Source organism: Micromonospora mangrovicola (genome assembly GCF_047200535.1).
In the GTDB taxonomy this organism is placed as follows: Bacteria; Actinomycetota; Actinomycetes; order Mycobacteriales; family Micromonosporaceae; genus Micromonospora.
Window position 1 is genome coordinate 1 of record NZ_JBJZOG010000066.1, and the last position, 22,458, is coordinate 22,458.

Annotated in this window: 20 protein-coding genes; 12 read left to right on the plus strand and 8 right to left on the minus strand. The window is 73.7% G+C overall.

The window, feature by feature from the left end; all coding sequences use genetic code 11:
* Positions 1-250: 250 nt before the first annotated feature.
* Positions 251-478, minus strand: a complete 228-nt coding sequence (locus ACL02O_RS23250) for a hypothetical protein (protein WP_412820253.1) — start codon at positions 476-478, stop codon at positions 251-253.
* Between the two features lie 182 nt (positions 479-660).
* On the opposite strand from ACL02O_RS23250, the gene ACL02O_RS23255 reads away from it, so the two are divergent.
* Entirely contained in the window at positions 661-2,373 is a 1,713-nt protein-coding gene (locus tag ACL02O_RS23255) for a serine/threonine-protein kinase (RefSeq protein WP_412820254.1), read from the plus strand.
* Positions 2,374-2,380: 7 nt separating this feature from the next.
* On the opposite strand, the gene ACL02O_RS23260 is transcribed toward ACL02O_RS23255, so the two are convergent.
* The 3 genes from ACL02O_RS23260 to ACL02O_RS23270 form a co-directional block, all read right to left on the minus strand.
* The gene (locus ACL02O_RS23260) at positions 2,381-2,785 is read right to left on the minus strand and encodes a ChaB family protein (protein ID WP_412820277.1); all 405 of its coding nucleotides are present in this window, start codon (positions 2,783-2,785) and stop codon (positions 2,381-2,383) included.
* 155 nt (positions 2,786-2,940) lie between these two features.
* The gene (locus ACL02O_RS23265) at positions 2,941-4,059 is read right to left on the minus strand and encodes a PP2C family protein-serine/threonine phosphatase (RefSeq protein WP_412820255.1); all 1,119 of its coding nucleotides are present in this window, start codon (positions 4,057-4,059) and stop codon (positions 2,941-2,943) included.
* A complete protein-coding gene (locus ACL02O_RS23270; protein ID WP_412820256.1) occupies positions 4,052-4,849 on the minus strand; it encodes a potassium channel family protein in 798 nt (265 codons plus the stop codon). Before ACL02O_RS23270 ends, ACL02O_RS23265 begins: the two co-directional genes overlap by 8 nt.
* A 39-nt stretch (positions 4,850-4,888) precedes the next feature.
* Here ACL02O_RS23270 and ACL02O_RS23275 point away from each other — a divergent pair, with 39 nt between their 5' ends.
* The 4 genes from ACL02O_RS23275 to ACL02O_RS23290 all read left to right on the plus strand — a co-directional run bounded on the left by ACL02O_RS23275 (position 4,889) and on the right by ACL02O_RS23290 (position 8,037).
* Complete coding sequence (locus ACL02O_RS23275) at positions 4,889-5,425, plus strand: MarR family winged helix-turn-helix transcriptional regulator (RefSeq protein WP_412820257.1); 537 nt, start codon at positions 4,889-4,891, stop codon at positions 5,423-5,425.
* An 81-nt stretch (positions 5,426-5,506) separates the two neighbouring features.
* Positions 5,507-6,184, plus strand: a complete 678-nt coding sequence (locus ACL02O_RS23280; RefSeq protein WP_412820258.1) for a hypothetical protein — start codon at positions 5,507-5,509, stop codon at positions 6,182-6,184.
* A 111-nt stretch (positions 6,185-6,295) separates the two neighbouring features.
* Positions 6,296-6,742, plus strand: coding sequence for a CBS domain-containing protein (locus tag ACL02O_RS23285; RefSeq protein WP_412820259.1), 447 nt, complete (start codon positions 6,296-6,298; stop codon positions 6,740-6,742).
* Positions 6,739-8,037, plus strand: a complete 1,299-nt coding sequence (locus tag ACL02O_RS23290) for an ArsB/NhaD family transporter (RefSeq protein ID WP_412820260.1) — start codon at positions 6,739-6,741, stop codon at positions 8,035-8,037. The genes ACL02O_RS23285 and ACL02O_RS23290 overlap by 4 nt, the downstream gene beginning before the upstream one ends.
* On the opposite strand, the gene ACL02O_RS23295 is transcribed toward ACL02O_RS23290, so the two are convergent.
* Positions 8,019-9,323 (minus strand): cation:proton antiporter, encoded by a 1,305-nt coding sequence (locus tag ACL02O_RS23295; RefSeq protein ID WP_412820278.1) that lies wholly within the window; start codon positions 9,321-9,323, stop codon positions 8,019-8,021. The genes ACL02O_RS23290 and ACL02O_RS23295 overlap by 19 nt on opposite strands.
* Positions 9,324-9,539: 216 nt before the next feature.
* Here ACL02O_RS23295 and ACL02O_RS23300 point away from each other — a divergent pair, with 216 nt between their 5' ends.
* Both ACL02O_RS23300 and ACL02O_RS23305 read left to right on the plus strand, forming a co-directional pair.
* Positions 9,540-10,427 (plus strand): ABC transporter ATP-binding protein, encoded by an 888-nt coding sequence (locus ACL02O_RS23300; RefSeq protein ID WP_412820261.1) that lies wholly within the window; start codon positions 9,540-9,542, stop codon positions 10,425-10,427.
* Positions 10,424-12,016 (plus strand): hypothetical protein, encoded by a 1,593-nt coding sequence (locus tag ACL02O_RS23305; RefSeq protein WP_412820262.1) that lies wholly within the window; start codon positions 10,424-10,426, stop codon positions 12,014-12,016. The genes ACL02O_RS23300 and ACL02O_RS23305 overlap by 4 nt, the downstream gene beginning before the upstream one ends.
* A gap of 19 nt (positions 12,017-12,035) precedes the next feature.
* On the opposite strand, the gene ACL02O_RS23310 is transcribed toward ACL02O_RS23305, so the two are convergent.
* Positions 12,036-12,863, minus strand: coding sequence for an alpha/beta fold hydrolase (locus tag ACL02O_RS23310; RefSeq protein WP_412820263.1), 828 nt, complete (start codon positions 12,861-12,863; stop codon positions 12,036-12,038).
* Positions 12,864-13,086: 223 nt separating this feature from the next.
* On the opposite strand from ACL02O_RS23310, the gene ACL02O_RS23315 reads away from it, so the two are divergent.
* The 3 genes from ACL02O_RS23315 (at position 13,087) to ACL02O_RS23325 (ending at position 16,801) form a co-directional block, all read left to right on the plus strand.
* A complete protein-coding gene (locus ACL02O_RS23315) occupies positions 13,087-13,836 on the plus strand; it encodes a zf-HC2 domain-containing protein (RefSeq protein WP_412820264.1) in 750 nt (249 codons plus the stop codon).
* Between the two features lie 233 nt (positions 13,837-14,069).
* On the plus strand, positions 14,070-14,594 hold the full coding sequence (locus ACL02O_RS23320) for a copper resistance CopC family protein (protein ID WP_412820279.1): 525 nt from the start codon (positions 14,070-14,072) through the stop codon (positions 14,592-14,594).
* A gap of 155 nt (positions 14,595-14,749) precedes the next feature.
* Positions 14,750-16,801 carry a cytochrome c oxidase assembly protein gene (locus tag ACL02O_RS23325; RefSeq protein WP_412820265.1) on the plus strand — a complete coding sequence of 684 codons (2,052 nt, stop codon included), beginning with the start codon at positions 14,750-14,752 and terminating at the stop codon, positions 16,799-16,801.
* Positions 16,802-16,849: 48 nt separating this feature from the next.
* On the opposite strand, the gene ACL02O_RS23330 is transcribed toward ACL02O_RS23325, so the two are convergent.
* Complete coding sequence (locus ACL02O_RS23330) at positions 16,850-17,785, minus strand: 2-dehydropantoate 2-reductase (protein WP_412820266.1); 936 nt, start codon at positions 17,783-17,785, stop codon at positions 16,850-16,852.
* A gap of 297 nt (positions 17,786-18,082) precedes the next feature.
* Between ACL02O_RS23330 and ACL02O_RS23335 the strand changes: the two genes are divergently transcribed.
* Positions 18,083-18,940, plus strand: a complete 858-nt coding sequence (locus ACL02O_RS23335) for a L,D-transpeptidase family protein (protein ID WP_412820267.1) — start codon at positions 18,083-18,085, stop codon at positions 18,938-18,940.
* Positions 18,941-19,165: 225 nt separating this feature from the next.
* Here ACL02O_RS23335 and ACL02O_RS23340 read toward each other — a convergent pair whose 3' ends face one another.
* The gene (locus ACL02O_RS23340; RefSeq protein WP_412820268.1) at positions 19,166-20,530 is read right to left on the minus strand and encodes a family 43 glycosylhydrolase; all 1,365 of its coding nucleotides are present in this window, start codon (positions 20,528-20,530) and stop codon (positions 19,166-19,168) included.
* Here ACL02O_RS23340 and ACL02O_RS23345 point away from each other — a divergent pair.
* Positions 20,453-22,354, plus strand: a complete 1,902-nt coding sequence (locus ACL02O_RS23345) for a PA14 domain-containing protein (protein WP_412820269.1) — start codon at positions 20,453-20,455, stop codon at positions 22,352-22,354. The two genes, ACL02O_RS23340 and ACL02O_RS23345, sit on opposite strands and share 78 nt — an antisense overlap.
* Positions 22,355-22,458 lie beyond the last annotated feature (104 nt).

Below are 22,458 nucleotides of genomic sequence, written 5' to 3' on the forward strand. Positions count from 1 at the left end.
TACGCCGGCCGCCTCTCGTGACCGCTGGCGAGACTCGGGCAAGGTGCATCGCGGCCGACGGGCCCGGCCCGGGTGCGATCGTTCCGCGACCTACCGGGGTCGGAAGCCAGCGCTGCCCCTCGTCACCCTTCACCGGCTGACGCACACGGGATGAGCCGCGCGGCGGCACCCGACGGGACAGGTTGGGCGCGCCCGTTGCCGGCCGGCACCCGCCAGAGCTGCCGTCTGTCTACTGTCTACCGGCTACCGGCTACCGGCTACCGGCTACCGGCCGAACCTGGGCATCGGGGTGCCCGGGCCACAGCGACGACCAGACGACCAGGCGCGGGTGCTCGGCGTGCAGGATCTGCGGCGGCTGCTCGTCGTCGAGTAGCCGCAGCCAGGGACGGGCCGGGTCGCGGTCGGGCGCGGTGAGCGCCTCGAAGACGATGGCCGGTGGGGGTGGTTGGCTGCGCGCGCGGGTTCCGGCTTCGAGCATGCCTCAGACTAGGGGCGAGCAGCATGTCGTGATGCAGGGTGCCCGCGTGGAACCCGCTGCCCGCCCCCGCTCCCGTTTCCCGATCTGGCACCGGGGTAGGAGAGAGCTACCCGGGACCGTCGTCGCGGCGGACCGGGGCTGGGTTCCGGGAACGGCGGCGAGGCTCGGGGAGTGTGTGGAGCATGCGGGTGCTGGCAGGCCGCTACCGGCTGGTCGAACAGGTCGGCCGGGGAGGTACGGCCGTGGTCTGGCGGGCCGTGGACCAGCTCCTCGACCGCACGGTGGCGGTCAAGCTGCTGCTGCCCGCCGAGACCGGGGACCGGCGGTGGCGGGACCTGGTCCGCACCGAGGCGCGGACGGCGGCGCGGCTGAACCATCCGCACGTCGCCGCCGTGTACGACTACGGGGAGACCCGGCTGGGCGGCGTCCGGCGGGTGCCGTACCTGGTGCTGGAGTTCGTCGCCGGCGAGTCGCTCGCCGGTCGACTGCGCCGGGACGGCGCGCTGGACTGGCGGACGGCGACCGCCATCTGCGCGGAGGTGGCCACCGGGACGGCCGCCATCCACGCCGCCGGCCTGGTGCACCGGGACGTCAAACCGGGCAACGTGCTGCTCTCCCCGGCCGGCGCGAAGCTGGTCGACCTGGGCGTCGCGCTGGCCGTCGGTTCGGACACGGTGAGCGGCCGGGGCGAGATCCGCGGCACCCCCTCCTACATGGCGCCGGAGCAGCTCCGTGGCGAGCTGGCCGTTCCCGCCAGCGACGTGTACGCACTCGGCCTGCTGCTCTCCGAGTGCCTCACCGGTGTCGCCCCACGGCCTCCACGAAACTACCTGCGCGACGACCTCGCGGAGCCGCTCAAGGTCGCCGGGCTCCCCGACGACCTCGACCGGGTGCGCCGCCGCTGCCTGGCACCGGAACCGGCCGACCGGCCGGACGCGCTCTCCGTGGCGCGGCTGCTGGGTGAGCTGGCCGGGTCCGAGCCGGTACGGCTGCGGCCGGCCGCCGAGGTGGGTCGACCCGCGACGCCGACGGTGCTCACGGCCGCCGTCCCGGGCGGCCGGGGCCGGACCCGCCCGACGCGGCACGCGGTGCTGGCCGGGGCGTTGCCGGTCGTCGTGGCCGGGGCGGTGGTCGCGGCCCAGCTGCCCGATCTCACCTCGACCGACGACGCGGCGGAAGGGGCGGCGCAGGCGTCGACGGCCCCGTCCGCCTGCACGGTCCGCTACTTTGCGCAGCGGGACACCGACGGCACCTTCCGGGCCGACGTCGCCGTCACGCTGACCGCCGACCCTCGGTCGAGCGCGGCGGTGCTGAGCTTCCGGCTGCCGGCGGGGCAACGACTGACCTCGCCCGCGAGCGGACGGCAGTCGGGGCGGCAGGTGCGCATCCCGCTCACCCTCGACGCGTCGGGCGCTGCGGCGGCGCGCCTGGGCGGCACGTACCGGAGTCGGGACGGCTCCTCGGCGGACGCCTTCACGGTGGCCGGCGTGCCCTGCCTGGAGTCGTCGACGCTGGTCACGGGCGCGGGCGCGGGGGCGGGCGGGCCGGGTACCGATCCGGCACCCCCGACGCCGGTGCGAACGACCAGGCGGGACCGCCCGACCCGGGCCGGCACGCCGGCGGGTACGTCAGAGAACACGCCCGCTGGATCGGCCCCGACACCCGCGGGCCCGACGACGCCCGGCAGCGTCAGCCCGAGCGCTTCCGCGCCGGAACCGTCCGCCACCGTCGAGCCTTCCGCGACGGCGCCGTCGCCGACGGCGGAACCGGCGTCACCCACCACGTCACCGGACGCGGAGAGCCCGGCTCCGACCACCACCACCGGGCAGTCCTCCCCCGCCCAGCCGGACGCCGACGAGCCGACCGGCACGCCGACGCCGAACGCCGGTACCTGAGGTCCGGTCACTTCCTCCGGGCCCGGGCGGTGGCCCGCGCGTTGGCCTTCTGGATGGCCCGGACCAGGTCGTCCTTCCCCAGGCCCTGCGGGTTGTCGATCCCGACCCGGCGGGCCACGTCGTCGAGGTGCCGCTTGCTGGCGTTGGCGTCCACGCCCTGCGCCGTGGGACGTTCCCGGTCCAGCGAGGCGGGCGCGCCCTGCGCGGCCTGCGCATCGGAGGGCCCCGCGTGCTCCTTCGGCTCCCAGTGGTCGCCCACCTTCTCGTGGGTGTGCTTCAACGACGCGTACGCGGTGCGGTGCGCCCGCTCCCCGTCGCCGTAGGTCTCCTCGGCCGACTCCAGCGTCTTCTTGTACGTCCGAACCGCCTTGTCGTCGGAGCGCGCGACGGTCGACGGCACCTCGTCGCGCATCTCCTCGGCCTCCTCGTGCTTGTCCGGCACGGCATCCTCCCGGTCGTGGCCCGCGCGTCCTCGGCGCCCGGGTCGGCGCGGGCGGCGGCACCCGCCGGACCGCCCGACGCTCCGCCTCGCCCCTGCCGCCCGCCCTGCTCCTCGCGACGGTCCGCCTACCCGGGACAGGGTCCGCCACACCCGCCGGTATCCGGTTCCGGCGTCAGCCGTTGCAGCAGGAGCAGGGCCACGTCGTCGCGCGGCGGTCCCCCGGCGTGCCGGCGCACCGCCTCCCACACCGCGTCGAGGGCCTCCTCGGGGGAGTCCGCCGACAGTGCGCGGGCCAGCCGCTGCACCGGGAAGAAACGGCCCGCCGCGTCACGCGCCTCGATCATCCCGTCGGTGTACAGCAGCAGCCGGTCCCCCGGATCCCACCGGTGGGTGTCCGGCCGCCCACGGTCCCCGCCCAGCCCCAGGGGACGCTTCGGCGTCCCGGTGCCGAGCGGAACCAGCGAACCGCCGGCGCGGCACAGCAGCGGCCGGGGGTGACCACAGCTCATCACGCGGAGGCGGGGACCGCGGATCTCCAGCAGGACCGCGGTGACGAAGGTGACCCCGTGGGTGGACGCCGGTTCCCGGGCCACCAGAGCGTCGAGGTCCGCCGCCACCTCTTCGAGCCGGGTACGCACGATCGCGGACTGCCGGAAGGCGCCGATCACCGCCGCCGCGAGCTGGACGGCCGGCAGTCCCTTGCCGCAGACGTCCCCGATGATGATCCGGAGCCGGTCGGGACCCGGGACCACCTCGTAGAGGTCACCTCCCACCCCGGCCTCCTGGTACGCCGAGACGTACCGGGCACGCAGGGTCACTCCGCCGACCCGTTCCGGGACGTCCCGCAGGATGGCCCGCTGGGTGACCCGCACGATCTCGGTCATCCGGCGGATCCGCTCCTCGCGGCCGGTACGGGCCCGGGCGACGTACATGGCCGCGATGCTGACCGCGATCACCACCGCGACCCGGAGGAGATGGTCCAGGCTGCCCAGTGTCTGGCTCGGCAGCCCGGCGACGACCGCCGCGAGCGTCGCCGTCGCGGCGGCCGCGGCGGTGCGGCGCGGCGTGTCCACGGCGGCCGCCAGCAGCGGGGCCAGCGCCAGGAAGCCGATCAGCACCGCGTGCGCGGCGGCCGCCAGGTCGACCAGCAGCACCAGCGCGATGAACGCCAGCGCCGCGGGCAGGCCGAGCCAGTTGCGGGCCGCCCCGTCGGCGGCCGGCCGCGGGCGGGTGCGCTCAGCCATCGGCGGGAGCCCCGGACGGCAGCCGGTCCGCCTCCCCGGCGTCGGGCGCCGCGGTACGGAGGTCCAGGGCGTCCCGGAGGGCGGCGATCTCCGCGCGCAGCGCCGCCACGTCGGCGGCCGTCGCCGGCTCGGGCCGGTTCCGGTCGCCGACCCGCTCGACGATCCAGGTGGCCAGGGACCCGGTCACGAAACCGATGAGGCCGATGCCCCCGATCATGAGGCCGAGGGCGACGAGCCGGCCGGCGGAGGTGATCGGATAGTGGTCTCCGTAGCCGACGGTTGTGATGGTCACCGCGGCCCACCAGAGCGCGTCGTCGAACGAGGTGATCGTGGCGTCGGGCACTCCCCGTTCCGCGTCGAGCACGGCCAGGGCGGCCACCACCACGAGCAGCACGGTGGTGGCGCCCACGTACAGCGCGAGCCGGCCCCGGGCCCAGGTGGCCGTGCGCCGGCTCAGGGTGAGCACGACGGTGACCAACCGGAGGGCGCGCAGCGGCCGCAGGAACGGCAGGACCAGCACCGCCAGGTCGAACAGGTGGGTACGCAGGAACCGCGGCCGGTCCGCCGCCAGGGCCAGCCGGGCCAGCAAATCGACCCAGAAGAGCAGCCAGGTCCCCACGGCGGTCGCCTCGCAGGCGACCCGCAAGCGGGGCGCGAGGTCGGGGTCGAGGATGGGCACCGCGTAGGCGATCAGAAAGACCAGCGACAGCAGGGTCAGGGGGACCCCCGTCAGCTGCTCCCACCGGTCGAGTCGCTCCTGCCGAGCCTCGCTGCGCCCGCTGGTCGCCATCCGCCCCACCTTCTACTGCATCCGTGCAATCATTGCCCAGTGGAACTGTACGTGCCGGACGGCACCTCCTCGACCGACCGGGAGTCGGCCCTCGTGGACGCCATCTCCGCGCTGAGCCGCGTGCTGGTCGGCGTCACCGCACGTACGCTGGCCGGTCTCGATGTCGAGGTGACCCTGCCGCAGTACCGGACGCTGGTCCTGCTGGCCTCCCGGGGACCGCTGCGCACCGTCGACCTCGCCGCGGCGCTCGACGTGCACCCGTCCACGGTGACCCGGACGTGTGACCGGCTGGTACGTCGCGGCCTGGTGGGCCGGCACCAGGGCACCGTGGACCGGCGGGTCGTCTGGCTGGGCCTCACCGAGGAGGGCCGCGACCTGGTGGGCACCGTCATGCGTCGACGCGGCGAGCACGTCCTGGACCTGGTACGCGCGGCCGGCGTCACGGCCGACGACGCCACCCTCGAGCTGATCGACGTGCTGGTGACCGCGTCGGGTGAGCCGACCGAGCAGGAGTGGTGGCGGCACTGGGACCGGTGCGGTGACGTCGAGAACGCCCGGGCGGCCGGCGGGTCCTGACCCGCGCATCCGCGCGTCTCCGGGTGGTCCGGACACCGGTCCGCACCGGTTGGACGCCTGGTCCAGCTAGGCTCCGGCAGGGTGAGGCGTGGTGGTTTCCCGCGGCGGGCCCGGGTGGACGACGCCCGGCTCCACGGTCTCGCGCGCCGGCTGGACAAGCCGATGGGCGTTCTCGGGCTCCTCTTCCTGCTCTTGGTGCTCACCCGGGCGTTCGTCCACGACGAGCCGCTCAGCACCGTGCTGACGGTGGCCAGCTGGGTGCTGTGGGCGGTGTTCGTGGTCGAGTTCGGGCTGCGTGCCTGGCTCGCCCGGCACTGCGCCGGCGAGTTCTGGCGGCGCCACTGGTGGCAGCTGATCTTCCTGGCCGTGCCCTTCCTGCGGTTCGCCCGGGCCGCCGGCGCGCTGCGGGCCACCCGGGGCGGGGGCGTCATCGCGGCGGCCGTCCGGGGGTCCCGGTCGGCGGGCCGGCTGCTCAGCGACAGGCTGGCCTGGCTCGCGGTGATCACCGTGACCGTGATCCTCGCCGCCGGGCAACTGCTGGTGGTCACCGGCTCCTACCCCAGCCTCGGGCGGGCGCTGCACGACGTCGCGTTCACCACGATCACCGGTGAGCCGCTCCCCGCCACCGACGCGTTCGCGCAGGTCATGGAGCTGTTCCTGGCCGGATACTCGGTGGTGATCGTCGGCACTCTCGCCGGCGCGGTCGGCGCCTTTTTCCTCAGCCGGGAACGCGCCGGGCGCGAGCGTCCCGAGGAGTGACGCCCGCCTCCCACGGTGAAATCCCCACCCGCCCCGACTAGGGTGATCATTGGTGTGCCGGGAAGTCTGGTCGGCGACTGACCTGTCGCGCCCCGACCCCGAGGAGCCGCCGTGCGAGCCCGAGACCTGGCCGTCCCCCTCCCCACCATCGCCGTCGACGCGCCGGTGCTGGAAGCGGCCCGGGTGCTGGCGGGCCAGAACCTGCCAGGGCTGATCGTGGTCGACGGCCGTGGGCGTCCGGTCACCGTCCTGGCCGGTACGCAGGTGCTGCGCCTGGTGATCCCCGGCTACTGCCGGGAGGACCCGACGCTGGCCCGGATGATCGACGAGCCGTCGGCGGACCTGTTCCTCCGGGGCGCCGAGGGCCGTACCGTGGCCGACCTGCTGCCGAAGGAGCATCCGGAACCGCCGGTGGTCGAACCCCAGGCGACGGTCCTGGAGGTCGCCGCCGTGATGGCGCAGAAGCGCACCCCGCTCGTGGCGGTGGCGGAACCCAACGGCCCCATGATCGGCGGCATCACCCTGGACGCCCTGCTCGACCGGATGCTGGCCCGATGACCGCCGTCGCCTGGGCGGCGGTGGCCGTCTTCACCGTCGCGTACGTGCTGATCGCCACCGAGAAGATCCATCGGGTGGCGGCCGCACTGGGCGGTGCGGCGGTGATGTTCCTGATCGGCGCCACGGACACCGCCCACGCGTTCTTCTCCGAAGAGGCCGGCGTCGACTGGAACGTGATCTTCCTGCTGGTCGGCATGATGCTCATCGTCTCCGTGCTGAAACGCACCGGCGGGTTCGAGTACGTCGCCGTGTGGGCGTCCAAGCGGGCCCGGGGCCGGCCGTACCGGGTGATGGTGATCCTGGTCCTGATCACCGCGGTCGCCTCGGCGGCGCTGGACAACGTCACCACCGTCCTGCTCATCGCCCCGGTGACCTTCCTGGTCTGCGAGCGCCTCGGCGTACCGGCGGCCCCGTTCCTCATCGCCGAGGCCCTGGCCTCGAACATCGGGGGCACGTCCACCCTGGTGGGTGACCCGCCCAACATCATCATCGGGAGCCGGGGCGGCCTGTCCTACAACGATTTCCTGGTCCACCTCGCCCCGTTGATCGTGCTGCTGCTGGTGGTCTTCCTCGGCCTGTGCCGGGTGCTGTTCCGCGACGCCTTCCGCTACGACCCCGCCCGGGCCGAGCAGATCAGCGCCCTGCACGAGGGCGACGCCATCCGCGACCGGCGGCTGCTCGGCATCGGGCTGGCCGTGCTCGGCGCGGTGACCGCCGCGTTCGTCCTGCACACCACGCTGCACCTGGAACCGGCCGTGGTCGCCCTGCTCGGCGGCCTGCTGCTGCTCGCGCTCTCCCGGCTGGACGCCGGGGAGATCAGCCGGGACGTGGAGTGGCCCACCCTGGTCTTCTTCGCCGGCCTGTTCATCATGGTCGGCGCCCTGGTCAACACCGGCGTGGTCGAGCAGATCTCCCGTGCCGCGATCGGGGCCACCGAGGGCCGGCTGCTGCCCGCCTCGATGGTGCTGCTGTGGGGATCGGCAGCCCTGTCCGGGATCGTGGACAACATCCCGTACGTCGCGACCATGAGCCCGGTCGTCGCCGACCTGGTGCACGCGCAGGGCAACGCCGGTCAGCCGCGGGTGCTGTGGTGGGCCCTGGCACTCGGCGCGGACCTCGGTGGCAACGCCACCGCCGTCGGCGCCTCGGCCAACGTCGTGGTCCTCGGCCTGGCCGAACGGGCCGGCCAGCGGATCACCTTCTGGCAGTTCACCCGCTACGGCATCCTGGTCACCCTGGTCACCGTCGGGCTGGCCGTGCCGTACCTCTGGCTGCGCTACTTCGTGCTCGCCTGAGCGTCCGCGGACCCGCCCTCGGCCTCTTCCCCGGCGGGGGCGGCGTCCCCGGACGCCCGGTCGGGTCGCTGCCCGGGCGCCGGCACCGTACGCCGGACCCGGCGCAGGACGCCGTGCCAGTTCGGGGTCTCCCGCGTGTCGTCGAACGCCCGCGCGACCACGACGTCGGTCGAGGAGTGCGCCAGGATCGAGATGACGATGGTCAGCGCGACGAGGTGGAACACCTCGTCGGCGGCGACGATGCCGGACTCGAGCACCAGCAGCCCGTAGACCACCGAGGCGAAGCCCTTCGGGCCGAACCACATGGCGGCCGCCTGCTCCCGCAGGCTCAGGCCGGAGCGCAGGAACGACACCCACAGCGCCACCGGCCGGGCGAGAACGATGGCCAGCACCGCGAACACCCACCCGGTCCAGTGGATCTCCCCGAGGAACTGCGGTGAGATCAGCGCCCCGAACACCAGCAGGGCGGCCAGCTTGAGCAGTTCGGCGACGTTCTCCCCGAAGTGTTCGAACGCCGCCCGCTCCCGCGGCCCGAAGGTGGCCACCGTGATACCGGCGGCGAACGCGGCGAGGAACAGGTTGCCGTGGGTGGCCTTGCCGAGCGCCAGCACCAGCAGTCCGATGGCCACGCCGTTCAACGGCGCGTACGCCGCCGACGCGGCGAAGAACCGGGTCCGCTCCAGGGCGATGGCCGCCAGCGGCACCAGCACCCCGACCGCCAACCCGATGGCCAGTTCAGCGCTCAGCTCCCCCAGGTGCAGGTCGTCCGATCCGGCCGCGACCGCCAGCAGCACCACCACGAACGGCAACGCCAGCCCGTCGTTGACGCCGGACTCGACGTTGAGCAGGTGCCGCAACCGCGCCGGCACCTTGTCGTTGCCGACCAGCGCGGCGGCGAACACCGGGTCCGTCGGCGCCAGGATCGCGCCGATCAGCAGCGCCTCCGCCCAGCCGAGCCCGGCCACGTAGTGCGCCAGCACGGCGGTGACCAGCAGCGTCAGCGGCAGCCCCCAGCCCAACGCGCGACCGGGCAGCCGCCATGCGCTGCGCAGGTCCGCCCAGCCGACCCGCATGCCGTCGGTGAACAGCACCGCGAACAGGGCAAGCTCGGCCAGCTGCGCGACGATGGGCGAGTCGGCGTGCAGGTGCAGGACGCCGGTGGTGCCCTCGCCGAGGACGAATCCGGCGGCCAGGAACAGCGCCGCCGTGGACAGGATCGTGCGATGCGCGAGCGCCGACAGCAGCACGGCGGCGAGCAGAACGGCGGCGAAGCAGAGCAGCAGCACGGTTGGCCCTCCAGGGAGCACGACGGTTGACGGTGCCGACCAGACTTCCCGGCGCTCCATGGATCGCGTTGATCATAGCGGCACCCCGAAACGGCGACCGCGGGCGATCGCCGAGCCGGTCCTTCCCCCACGTTGACTGGGCACAGTACGGTGACCCGTGGTGTGCCGGGAAGCCTGGTCGGCAGTCGCGAACCGCCGTCGACCGGAGGCATCCCCGTGGCCACACCCGCCATCAGCACCCGACGCCTGACCAAACGTTACGGCAGGCTGCTCGCCCTCGACGACCTCGACCTGACGGTCACGGCCGGCGAGGTGTTCGGTTTCCTCGGACCGAACGGCGCCGGCAAGTCCACCACCATCCGGCTGCTGCTCGGTTTGGCCCGGCCCAGCGCCGGGCACGCCCGGATCTTCGACGTCGACGCCGCCGACGTCGCCGCCGCGCACCGGCTGGTGGCGTACGTGCCCGCCGACGTGGCGCTCTGGCCGCAGCTGACCGGCGCGGAGATCCTCGAACTGCTCGCCGCAACCGGTCCCGGGGTCGACCGCGCCTACCGCGCTGACCTGGTCGACCGGTTCGACCTGGACCTGTCCAGGCCGGCGCGGACCTACTCGACCGGCAACCGGCAGAAGGTGGCCCTGGTGGCCGCGTTCGCCACCCGCGCACCCCTGCTCGTGCTTGACGAGCCGACCAGCGGCCTGGACCCTCTGATGGAACTCCAGTTCCGCCGCGCCGTCGCCGAGGCGAGGGACAACGGGCAGACGGTGTTCCTCTGCTCGCACCAGTTGGCCGAGGTGGAGGCGACCTGCAACCGGGTGGCGATCCTGCGGGCGGGACGGTTGGTGGATGTGGCGACCGTTCCGGAGCTGCGCCGCCTGCACCGCAGCGAGGTGACCGCCAGCTTCACCGGCCCCGCACCCGACCTGGCCGGCGTGCCCGGCATCGAACTGCTGGACCAGGCGGACGGGACTCTGCGCCTCACCCTGTCCGGACCGCCCGCCGCGGCGCTGCGCGCCCTCGCCGGCAGCGAGGTCACCGCGCTCACCGTACGCGAGCCGAGCCTGGAGGAGATCTTCCTCGACTACTACGGCGAGGGGGACCGGTGACCCGGCCCGGCGGCCACGCCGTCGCCCGCCTCGCGGTCCGGCAGGTCCGCCGGCCGGCACTCGTCGTGACGGCGGTCACGGTCGGCATGTCCAGCCTCGTCGTCACCACGTACGAGCGGACCGTGGGCGAGGGGCCGGGCGCGGCGGCGCTGGCCACTCTCGCCCGCAACTCGGCGATCCGGACGCTCTTCGGGGAACCCGTCGCGCTGGACACCGCCGGCGGGTTCACCGTCTGGCGGACCGGCACCGTCCTCGCCGTCCTGCTGACCACCTGGGCGGTGCTGGCGACCACCCGGGTCACCCGGGGCGAGGAGGAGGCCGGCCGCTGGGACCTGCTGCTCGCCGGCCGGCTGACCCCGGTCGCGGTGCTCGTCCGGCACCTGGTGGTGCTGACCTCGGCGCTGGTGCTTACCGGGGTGCTGCTGGCAGGGGCGCTCGCGGTGGCCGGCGCGCCCGGGTCCGGAGCGTTGCTGCACGCCGCCGGCCTGACGTCGGCCGGTCTGCTCGCGGTCGCGGTCGCGGCGTGCGCCGCGCAGGTGTTCCCCACCCGCGCCGGCGCCGCCGGGGCCGCACTGGCCCTCCTCGGCGCGAGCCTGCTGGCGCGCATGGTCGGCGACGGCGTGCCCCGCCTGGGCTGGCTGCGGTGGCTCCCCCCGTACGGTCCGCTCGCACTGACCCGCCCCTACCGGGGTGACCACTGGGCGCCGCTGCTCGTTCCCGTCGTGGCCACGATCCTGCTGACCTGGACCGCGCTCGCCCTGTCCAGCCGCCGGGACCTCCGGGACGGCCTGCTGCGTCCGCCGCGCGGCCGGCCACCCCGCCGGTGGCTGCTCGGCTCGGTCGAGACCTTCGCCCTTCGGCGCATGCTGCGGCCCCTCGCCGGCTGGTCGGTGGGGATCGGCGCGTATTTCCTGCTGATCGGCCTGCTTGCGGAGTCCCTGACCGGCTTCCTCGCCGACAACCCCCGCTTCGCCGACCTCGCCGGAGAGGCCGGCTTCGGCGGGCTCGGCACCGTCCGCGGCTATGCGGCCACCCTGTTCGCTCTGCTCGCCGTCCCGATCGGGGCCTTCGCCGCCGCCCGCCTCGCCGCGTTCGCCGCCGCGGAGGTCGCCGGTCGGCTGACGCTGCTGCAGGCCGGGCCGGTCACCCGGGTGCGGCTGCTCGCGGCCGAGTTGCTCACCACCGTGGCGGGCGCGGCGTTCCTCGCCGCCCTGGCCGCGGTCGCGACGTGGCTCGGCACGTCCCTGGTCGACGCCGATCTGCCGGTGGCGGCCGCGCTGGCCGGCGTCGCCAACGTGCTGCCGGTCGCCCTGCTCGGCGTCGGGGCCGCCGCTCTCGCGCTCGGCGTGGCGCCCCGGGCGGTGGCCGCGGTCGGCATGATCCCCACCGCTGGTGGCTTCCTGCTCAAGGTGACCGCCGACAGCGTGCAGGCGCCCGCCTGGGTCGGCTGGCCGTCGCCGTACGCGCACCTCGCCCTCGTGCCCGGCGCGGTGCCGAATTGGACGGCGACGGCGGTCATGCTGGCCGTCGCGATGGCTGCGGCGGGGGTGGGCGCCTGGGCGTACTCCCGGCGGGACATGCGGCTCTGACCGCCGGCGGTCGGCGGTGTCAGGTCGTCGTGGTCCGATCGGTGAGCCAGTGGCTCAGCGTCGTGGCCAGCCGGACGGGCTGGTCGAGCTGGACCAGGTGACCTGCTCCGTCGATCAGTTTGAGTTGAGCGCCCGGGATGAGTTCCGCGAGTCGGTGCGCCCGGTCGACCGGGATCCAGGTGTCGGTCCTGCCCCAGACCACCAGGACCGGCAGGTCGAGGCGCGGATAGAGCCCCTCGATCTCGTCCGTGTAGGTCTGGTCCGCCTGGGCGATCTGCCGGTAGAACGCGGCCTGCCCCTCGGCACCGAGCCAAGGAGAGACGAGCGCCTGCATCTGGCCGGGCGTCGGGCCGAGGTGACCGGCTCCGGCGATGTAGGCCCGGAGAGCTCCTTCGTGCACGGCGGCCGGCAGCGCGCTGAAGGCTTCGGCGTTGTCGCGCACGAGCCGGAAGAAGTCCGATCCCCACGGTGCCAGCGCCACCACGTCGACCAGCGCCAGCGACGCGAACGCGGCGCCGTGCAGGAGATGGGCCCGCAGGGCGACGGCACCGCCGTAGTCGTGGGCCACGACATGTGGGGACCGCAGCTCCCAGTACGCGAGGAGGTCGGTCAGCAACTCACCCTGGACGTCCAGTGACACCCGGTGGTCCGGCGATTTCGAGGACCGCCCGTAACCGGGCATGTCCCAGAGGTGGACCGTGAAGCGGTCGCTGAGCGCCTCGGCGTAGGGGCTCCACAGCTGCGCGGACCACGGGGTGCCGTGACAGAAGACGACGTCGGGTCCGGAACCCGCCCGACACCACCGAACCCTACGGCCACGCCACTCGAACTCTTCCGTCAGTTCCATCCGGGCAAGACTGCCAGAGCCGCTCGTCCGACACCGGCATGCACCGCCCGCCCGCTCTCCGTGAGCGGGTGGACGCACCGGGTGGCGGATCTTCGGGGGCGGCGGCCCGGCCCGGCGGACGAGGCCGCGGCCAACCGAGCCGCACACCACGTGACCTGCGTCGCAGCATCGATTTCCGGTCATCGGCGGGAACTGTCACCAGCCGCGGAGCGACTACCGGTACATGGGGTGTGAACAGTGGCACGAGGCCCTCTCCGCCCGGTTGGACGGGGAGGAGACCACCGCGGAACGGGCTGCGGTCGAGGCCCACCTGAGCAGCTGCGCCGACTGTCGGCGCTGGTACGACCGGGCGGCCGCGGTGAACCGGCGGGTTCGGCTGTCCGTCGCGCCCACCGCGGACGATCTCGCCGGACGGGTCCTCGCCGCGCTGCCCACGCCGGCGCGTCCCCGCCGTGGGCGGCAGGCGCTCGGCCTTCGTACGCTGCTGGGGCTGGTCGGGACACTGCAACTTGGGCTCGGCCTGGCACAGGTCGGGCGGGGCCCGGCCGCCGGGCACGACCATTCCGCGGTCCTCACCACGGGGCACCTGTGGCACGAGTCGGCGGCGTGGAACGTGGCCGTCGGCGCCGGGTTCCTGTTCGTGGCGGCCCGCCGCACGCCGTCGACCGGGCTGGTGCCGACGTTGAACGCGTTCGTCGGCACGCTGCTGCTGCTGTCGGTCGACGACCTGCTGGCCGGGCTTGTCCAGCCGGCCCGCCTGGTCAGCCACGGTTTCCTGCTCGCCGGGTACGCGATCGTGGTCGCGCTGGCCCGGTCGGGACGGCGGCCGGACGACCCGACGGCGCGGCACGGGGGCGCTCGGGCCGGCTGGCGGCTGGTCACCGACGAGTCGCCCGACCTGGCTCCCGCCGAGCTTCGGCTGGTGCCGCCGCATCCGGGCTCGGTGCGGGTCTCGAACCGGCACGCGGCCTGACCGCTCCGACCCTCAGCAGGCATGGTGACATTTGCCACTTTTCGCCCCGGAACTTTCCAGCTGCCCCGACCGACCGTTCAGATGGCCCAGCTGCCAGCTCCTCGTTGAAGGGATCGCCCATGTCCAGCACCGCCGTGGCGGAGCGTCGCCGCCCGGCCGCCGCCCACCGCCGCAGTCCGGGTGGTCGGCATCGCCGGCTGGGGCTCGCGGCCGTGGCTGCCCTGGTCGCCTCGATGATCCTGCTCCTGCCGAGCGCCCCGGCCGCCGCCCACAACAGCCTGCTGTCGACCAGCCCGGCCCAGGACGCCCGGCTCACCAGCGCGCCGACGGAGGTAACACTCGGCTTCCTGGAGGCGCTGAAGCCGACCTTCACCACCATCGTGCTCAGCGAGGGCGACACCAAGGTGCCCACCGGGAAACCCGTGATCGCCGGCCCGAAGGTCACCCTCCCGCTCACCGGCACGCTGCCGAACGGCACGTACACCGTCGCCTACCGGGTCGTCTCCGCCGACGGCCACCCGGTCCAGGGGTCGTACCGGTTCACCGTCGCCGACCCCGACCAGGTGGCGACGCCCGACCCGGTGGCGGCGACGGCCACGCCGGCCGCCGCCGCCCCGTCGCCGTCCGCGGCGGCCGCGTCGGCGCACGGGTCCGCCGACGACACCGGGCGTACCGTGTCCCTGATCGCCGGTGGCGCGCTGGCCGTGCTCGCCGTGGGCGCGCTGGTGGCCCTCCGGCGTCGTCGCCCGCACAACTGACCACCGGCGGTGGCTGACCCGCCGACCGCGCCGCCCACCGCCCACCCGTCCGACAACAAGGTTGCACCGTGCCGGAAACCGAAGAAGTGCCCCGATCCTCCGTGCGTTCCCCGGGCAGCACCGCCGCCGCGACAGCGGCCGGGGGTGCCGGGCCGGTGACCCGGGCCCCGGGCGACCGACCCCGGCGCACCGGCCCGGCACCCGCCGGCGCCGGCCGGGCCATGGCCGTGGTGTCGGTGGTCGCCGCTGCGGCCGTGCTGGTGCTCGCCCTTCGCGTCGGCGGCGCGCTCGAGGCGGCGATTCCCGGGCTGCCCGATCCCGGCGTGGTCACGACCTGGGCGTTGCCGTTGGTGCGGCTGCTGGCCGACGGCCTGGGCATTCTCACCGTCGGGCTGTTGGTGACCGCCGCCTTCCTACTGCCGGGCGACGGGCCGTCGGTGTCCGCGTACGGTTACCTGCTGCGCCGCCGGGCGGGTCTCGTCGCCGCGGGTTGGACGCTCAGCACGCTGGCCCTCATCGTGCTGACCGTCTCCGACCTGCTCGGCGTCCCCCTGGCCCGGCTGGGCCTGCCGACCGTCGTCAGCTACGCCACCTCGATCTCCCAGGGGCAGGCGCTGCTGATCCAGGCCCTCCTCGCGGCCGTGGCCGCGGTCCTGTCCCGGACCGGGGTGTCCCGCGGCAGCGCCGCCCTCGCCGCCGCGCTCGCCACGGCGGCGGTGGTGCCACCCGCGTTCACCGGCCACGCCGCGGGGGCGGGCAACCACCAGATCGCGGTCAGCAGTCTCACCCTGCACGTCCTCGGCGCCGCGCTGTGGGCGGGCGGCCTGGCCGCGCTGTTGATGGTCCGTCGCGCTCGGGCGTTCGCCGACGTCGCCGCCCGGTACAGCCGGCTCGCCCTGGCCTGTTTCGCCGCCGTCACGGTCAGCGGCGCGGCCAACGCCGCCGTCCGCCTCGGCACGCCCGCGCAGCTCTGGCAGTCCCGCTACGGCTGGCTCGTCGTCGGCAAGCTCGTGGCGCTGCTGATCCTCGGCGCGATGGGCGCCGTGCACCGGCAACGCACTCTCCCCCGGTTGCGGGCCGGCCGGCGCGGGGCGTTCAGCCGGCTCGCCGCCGGCGAGCTGGTCGTCTTCGCCGCCGCCGTCGGGCTGGCGGTCGCGCTGTCCCGCAGCCCCACCCCCGTCCCCGCCGATCCCGGCGTGGACGCCGACCCGCTGGCCGCGCTGCTCGGCTTTCCGATGCCCGCCGCCCCCACCCCGGGCAACCTGCTCGGCCAGCCCCTGCCCGACCTGCTCTTCCTGACCGCCAGTGCGGCGGGAGCCGCCGGCTACCTCGCCGGCGTGCGGCGGCTGCGCCGGGCCGGGCATTCCTGGCCGGTCGCCCGCACGGTGAGCTGGCTCGCGGGCATCCTGGTCTTCGCCGCGGCCACCGGCCTCGGCTTCGCCCGCTATGCGTACGTGCTGTTCAGCGCCCACATGGCACAGCACATGGTGCTGTCGATGCTGGTGCCGATCCTGCTGGTCGGCGGCGCTCCCGTCACCCTCGCCCTGCGCGCGCTGCGCCGGCCCGCCGACCCACAGGTACGCGGGACCCGCCAGTGGCTGCTACTCGCCCTGCACAGCCCGGTCACCAAGCTGCTCACCCACCCGCTGGTCGCGCTGGGCATCTACACCGGCAGCCTCTTCGGCCTGTACTTCAGCGACCTGCTCGGCACGCTGATGCGCTCCCACCTGGGCCACGTGGCGATGATCGTGCACTTCGTGGTCTCCGGGTACCTGCTGTTCTGGGTGCTCATCGGGATCGACCCAGGTCGACCGCGGGTGCCCCACCCCATCCTGGTGCTCCTGCATCTCGCGGCGATGATGGCGCACGGCTTCTTCGGCCTCGCGCTCATGCAGACCACCATCGTCATCGCCCCCGACTGGTACACCAGCGTCCACCCCGACTGGGCATCGTCGCTGCTGGACGATCAAAAGCTGGGCGCCGGCATCGCCTGGGCGTTCGGGGAGCTCCCGGCCGCCGTCGTCATGGTCCTCCTGGTCCGCCAGTGGATCCGCGCCGACCAGCGGGAGCAGCGCCGCGTCGACCGGGCGGCCGACCGCGCCGAGGCCACCGGCGAGGAGGACGACCTGGCCCGGTACAACGCCTTCCTGGCCGCCGCGGCGCAGCAGTCGGAGCGGGGCCCCGGAGGTCAGCCGCCGTCCCGGTAACCCCCGCCCGGCAGCGCGTACCGGGCAGGTGGGCCGGCAGCGACGGGTTCAGTGGCCGTTCTCGTCGCCCGCCTGCGCCACCCGCGCCGCGAGCAGCTCGTACAGCATGTCGTGCACCGGCGTCGGCACGCCCGCACCGGCGGCGAGCCGGACCACCGCGCCGGTCCACGCGTCGAGCTCGGAGGGGCGGCCGGCCATGATGTCGCGCTGCAGCGAGGAGCGGCCCGTCGGGGGCTGCTCGTCCACGAAGGCCAGGGTGCGCCGCACGACGTCGTCCGGCAGCCGGACCCCCCGGGCCGCCGCCAGGTCGCCGACCTCACCCATCAGGGCGCCCAGCAACGTGCGGGTCCCGGGCCGGGACCGCAGCACGCCGAGGGTGGCGTCCGTCGCGGCACCGAGTGCGCCGAAGGGCTCCACGAAGAGGAACTTCGACCACAACTCGGTCCAGATGTCGGCCGGCACGATCGCTTCCACGCCCGCGTCGACGAGCGCGACGCGCAGCCGCTCCACCCGGGGGGTGACCCGGTCGTCCCACTCCCCGTAGGTCAGCAGGCCAGGACCGCCCACGTGCCGCACGTGTCCCGGCGCCTCACGGTGCGCGAAGATCTTCGCGGTACCGGGCAGCACCGCTTCGCGGCCGAACCTGTCCGCGACGCGCTGCGGGGTGTCGACACCGTTCTGGGTCGTCACGATCGCCGTCACCGGACCCACGAGCGGGCCGATGGCGCTGAGAGCGGCGTCGAGCTGCCAGGTCTTCACGGCCAGCAGGACGACGTCCGCCTCGCCGAGGGCCTCGGCGCGGTCGGCGGCCCGCACATCCGACACCAGGAAGTCCCCCGCGACGCTGTGCACGCTGAGGCCGTGCTCGCGCATCGCCGCCAGGTGTGCGCCGCGCGCCAGGAACCCGACGTCGTGGCCCGCCACGGCCAGCCGGCCTCCGAAGTAGCCACCGATGCCACCGGCACCCACCACCGCGATCCTCATGACTCTTTTCCCTCCGTTCGCTCCCCGGTAGCCGCCACCGCCTCGCGGGTGCCACCATCCGTCCCCACCGGCGGCCCCGTCCGCCCACGTCGGCGATGGCGTCGGAGCCGGCGCGCCGATGTGGACGGAGACCGCAGCCGGACCGGTGGCGGCCCCCCGCGAGCTGCCAGAGCCTACTGCGCCGTGCCGGGCCGGCACCGCCAACGGCGACTGTGGCGATGACCACCGGCACGTTCTCGGCACCGGCCCACCACCGGTGCTAGGACGGAGAGGGATCGTTCGAGAGGAGGCGGACCGATGGGAATCCGACGCCCGCTGCTGGCGGTGACGACGGTGACCGTGCTGGCTGCGACGGGATGCGGCTTCACCGGCAAGGACGGCACGCCCGACGGGAGCGCCACCGGCCCCACGGCTCCGGTGACCGCTCGGTCGTCGTCGACCGGGTCCGCGGCGGCCACCACCCCGGCGCGCCCCGGTCCGGTGCCCGCGACGCCGCCCGGCTCCGCCACCCCGTCCGGCTCCGCCACGCCGACCGCCACGCCGACCCGGTCCAACCCCGCCGAGCTGCGTCGGGGAGACTCAGGCCCGGGTGTACGGGCGCTGCAGCAGCGGCTCAACCAGCTCGGCTACTGGACCGGCGCGTCGGACGGCACGTTCGGCCTGCTCACCGTGCAGGCGGTCTACGCGTTGCAGAAGGCGGCCGGACTCAGCCGGGACGGCGTCGTCGGGCCCCGGACGCGGGCCGCGCTGGACAAGGGAATCCGACCCGCCGCGCGCAGCACGAAGGGGCACGTGGCCGAGGTGGACCTCGACCGGCAGCTGCTCCTGCTCGTCGACGACGGGAAGGTGAGCCGGATCCTCAACACCTCCACCGGCACGTTCGAGCACTACACGTACGAGGGCCAGACGTACCTCGCGGACACCCCGCGCGGCAGGTGGAAGGTGGGCTGGCAGGTCGACGGCTGGCGCGACGGTCCGCTCGGCCGGCTGTACCGCCCGAAGTACTTCCACGAGCAGGGCATCGCGGTGCACGGCTACCCCGACGTCCCGCCCTACCCGGCCTCGCACGGCTGCGTACGGGTGACCATACCGGCGATGGACTGGCTGTGGTCGCACGACGAACTGCCCCTGGGCACCCCGGTCTGGGTGTACTGACCCGGGTACCTGGCCGCGCTGAGCTTCACCGGCCTGTCCGTCCACGACCACCGGGTGGCCCGGGCGGACGACCCGGAGTTCGGCCTGCTCGTCGATCCGGCGTCACGGGTGTCGGTGACCTTCTCCTGACCCCCGCCCGCCGTCGCCGACGTGACCCGTCGCCGACGGCGGCGCTACGGCCCCGGTCCTTCCTGTCGGCGGGACCGGGGCCGGAATGGCGGGCCGTCAGGCCAGTGGTCGGTAGCTGACGTGGTCGAAGTCGGCCACCGCCGCGCCTCCGCTGAGGTCGTGCGCGCAGAGTCCGAAGAACATGCCGGTGAAGCCCCACACCCGGGCGACGTCGTCGTAGAACTCGACCGCGTACTCGTCGGAGAGGATCGACGCGTCGAAGGTGCCCAACCAGTTGGTGACCGGGCCGCCGGGCTCGCCGACGTCGAGCCGCAGCCGGTCCCGGTCGAGTTCGGCGCGCAGCAGCGTGCGCTCGCCGACCGGCACGGCCGGCCCGGTCAGGGACAACCGGCCCCGGTCGCAGGAGAGCACGTCCACCGCGGTTCCCGCCTTTCCGTGCCGGGACACCCGCAGGTAGTGCCAGTTGCGGGTGTTGTAGTAGGCGATCAGGCCAGCCATCTCCTGGAACGACGTCGGCCGGAACTCCAGCACCGTCTCGAAGACGGCCGCCAGGTGCTGCACCCGTTGGCCGACGATGCTGACGTCGTGCCGTGACGACGGCGATCGGCCGCCGCGCAGGCGCAGGTGACCGGGGCGCTCGGTCAGCGACACCCAGTCCTCGGACGCGGGGCGGCGCAGGGTGCTCCAGCGGGGAGCCAGCTCGGGGCCGGTGAAGTTGTCGGTGTGGTGCGCCGGCTGCCAGCGGTGCTCCGGCAACGCCGGGGCGGCGATCCGCTCGGCCGGGATGCCGTCCCGGACGCGCGGCCAGTCGTCGCCGGTCCACTCGACCCGTTGCAGGGCGGTCTCCCGGCCGAGCACGCACCGGCCGCGGGGTTCCAGCGGGCGACCGACCAGGTGCGCCAGGAACCACTCCCCCTCGGCGGTGGCGACCAGGCTGCCGTGGCCCGCCTTCTGCAACGCCAGGTCCGGCCGGTGCAGCGAGGTGAGCATCGGCCCGGCCGGGTCGGCCTCGTACGGGCCGAGCACCGACCGGGAGCGGGCGACGGTGACCTGGTGTTCCCAGCTGGTCCCGCCCTCGGCGGTGATCAGGTAGTACCAGCCGCCACGGCGGTACAGGTGCGGCCCCTCGGTCATCCCGGCGGAGGTGCCGGCGAAGATGCGGACCGGCTCGCCGACCAGCCGCCGCTCGCGGCGGTGGTACTCCTGGGCGATGATGCCGCCGGCCCACGGCCGTCCGGGGCGCCAGTCGCACTCCACGGAGAGCAGCCAGCTCCGCCCGTCGGGGTCGTGGTACAGCGACGGATCGAAACCGCGGGCGTGCACCGGGACCGGATCCGACCAAGGGCCAGTGATGCTGGGCGCGGTGACGAAAGGGATCGACAGATGGCACGACACAGAAGGGGGCTGTTCGCGACGGCGGCAGCAGCAGTGGCACTGCTGTTCGGCGCGATCGCCCTGCACGGCACGGCTCAGGCCGCCGCGGCACCCGACGGCGACGGCCTCAAAGGGAAGTACTTCAACAACAAGACCCTCAGCGGGTCGCCCAGCGCCACCCGCGTGGACCCGGTCGTCAACTTCGGCTGGGGTCAGAGCGGCCCGCCCGGAGTCGGCAGCGAGAACTTCTCGATCCGCTGGTCCGGCATGGTGCTGCCCGAGTTCGACGGCATCTACACCTTCCACGCCACGACCGACGACGGCGTCAAGCTCTGGGTCGACGGCCAGCCGGTGATCTACCGCTGGGCCGTCCAGCCAGCGACGGAGATCAAGGGCCGGGTGGAACTCAAGGCGGGCAAGAAGGCCTACATCACCATGGAGTACTTCGAGGCGTCCGGGGAGGCCTCGGCGAAGCTGGAGTGGTCGCACGCGAACCTGCCCAGGCAGATCGTGCCGCAGAACCGGCTCTTCTCCGTCGGCGACGGCTCCCCGGTGCCCCCGCCGCGGCCGGCGCCGCCGGTCAGCAAGTACTACAAGGGCAAGTTCGCCCCGCCGGACGGCAAGGCACTGATGGTCGTCGGCCAGGACCTCGGTGGCATCAAGGGTTACGTCCAGGGCGGCCTGCCCGCCCCCGGCGGCACCACCACCTACTGCGACATCGCCGAGGCCAACCAGCCGTACATCCTCTACGGCTGCCGGGAGGACACGGTCGTCGACTACGGCGCCGGTCCGGTCAACGCCTACGACAACCTCAGCGACTACCCTAACTCGGCCCTGGTGATGGGGCTGTACATCGTGGACAACTCGGGCCAGAACCTGAACCACATCGTCGACGGCACCAGCGACCAGTACATCGACAATCTGGGCAAGCTCTTCAAGGACGACGGCCGGCCGGTCTACCTGCGCATCGGCTACGAGTTCGACGGCCCGTGGAACCACTACGACCCGACCGGCTACCAGGCCGCCTTCAAACACATCGTCGACCGGTTCCGGGCCAGGGGCGTCGACAACGTCGCCTACGTCTGGCAGGCCGCCACCTACGTGAGCACCACGAACATCGAGCAGTGGTACCCGGGTGACGACTACGTCGACTGGACCGGCGTCTCGTACTTCCAGTACTTCCCCGCCCCGTACGACCAGATGCTCGCCTTCTCCCGCGCGCACAACAAGCCGATGCTGGTCGCCGAGTCCTCGCCGCAGGGCTACGACCTGGACGCCCGGACCAACTTCTGGAACGGCAAGGTCACCGACGAGGACATCTGGTACGGCTGGTTCGACGGATTCTTCAACTGGGTGCACGAGAACCGGGACGTGGTCCGTGCGGTGGCCTACATCAACACCGAGTGGAACGCCCAGCCGATGTGGGGCGCCCTCTGGGGCGACACCCGGGTCGAGATCAACCCGTACGTCCAGAACAAGTGGATCGAGGAGCTCAACAACCCGGTGATGGGCTGGCTGAACGCCTCGCCGACGCTGTTCGACACGCTGCGCAAGAACAGCGGGCCCACGACGCCGCCGACGACCACGCCCCCGACGACGACCCCGCCGACCACGGCGCCGCCCACCACTCCCCCGGCCGGTGACTTCACCCAGGGCGTCGACAAGACCGGCGACACCGCCGTGACCCTCTGGTTCAAGCCCCAGGGCTTCACCCCGAAGTTCGTCGTCGCCCACTACAAGGTCGACGGCGGCGAACAGCAGAACTACTTCATGACGTACTTCACCGCCCGGCAACGCTGGGAACGCACCGTCGGCAACCTCGGCTCCGGCGCCCGGATCGACTACCACCTCCAGTACGAGAAGAACGGCCCGCAGTACGAGACCCCCTGGTACAGCTACACCCACCGCTGAACCCGATCCCCACCACGTGTCGGTTCGGGGGAACAGCCACCTCAGGGGCTCCGCGCTGAATAGCCTCGAACTGCGCCGACCGCCCGTCGCCCGCGGCTCGACAC

What these genes read in the sequence shown, in the direction of transcription:
- ACL02O_RS23310 (WP_412820263.1), bottom strand. Translation starts at nt 12,863, where the DNA reads ATGGAACTGACGGAAGAGTTCGAGTGGCGTGGCCGTAGGGTTCGGTGG.
- ACL02O_RS23255 (WP_412820254.1), top strand. Translation starts at nt 661, where the DNA reads ATGCGGGTGCTGGCAGGCCGCTACCGGCTGGTCGAACAGGTCGGCCGG.
- ACL02O_RS23260 (WP_412820277.1), bottom strand. Translation starts at nt 2,785, where the DNA reads ATGCGCGACGAGGTGCCGTCGACCGTCGCGCGCTCCGACGACAAGGCG.
- ACL02O_RS23270 (WP_412820256.1), bottom strand. Translation starts at nt 4,849, where the DNA reads ATGGCGACCAGCGGGCGCAGCGAGGCTCGGCAGGAGCGACTCGACCGG.
- ACL02O_RS23330 (WP_412820266.1), bottom strand. Translation starts at nt 17,785, where the DNA reads ATGAGGATCGCGGTGGTGGGTGCCGGTGGCATCGGTGGCTACTTCGGA.
- ACL02O_RS23265 (WP_412820255.1), bottom strand. Translation starts at nt 4,059, where the DNA reads ATGGCTGAGCGCACCCGCCCGCGGCCGGCCGCCGACGGGGCGGCCCGC.
- ACL02O_RS23250 (WP_412820253.1), bottom strand. Translation starts at nt 478, where the DNA reads ATGCTCGAAGCCGGAACCCGCGCGCGCAGCCAACCACCCCCACCGGCC.
- ACL02O_RS23290 (WP_412820260.1), top strand. Translation starts at nt 6,739, where the DNA reads ATGACCGCCGTCGCCTGGGCGGCGGTGGCCGTCTTCACCGTCGCGTAC.
- ACL02O_RS23320 (WP_412820279.1), top strand. Translation starts at nt 14,070, where the DNA reads ATGATCCTGCTCCTGCCGAGCGCCCCGGCCGCCGCCCACAACAGCCTG.
- ACL02O_RS23345 (WP_412820269.1), top strand. Translation starts at nt 20,453, where the DNA reads ATGGCACGACACAGAAGGGGGCTGTTCGCGACGGCGGCAGCAGCAGTG.
- ACL02O_RS23335 (WP_412820267.1), top strand. Translation starts at nt 18,083, where the DNA reads ATGGGAATCCGACGCCCGCTGCTGGCGGTGACGACGGTGACCGTGCTG.
- ACL02O_RS23315 (WP_412820264.1), top strand. Translation starts at nt 13,087, where the DNA reads ATGGGGTGTGAACAGTGGCACGAGGCCCTCTCCGCCCGGTTGGACGGG.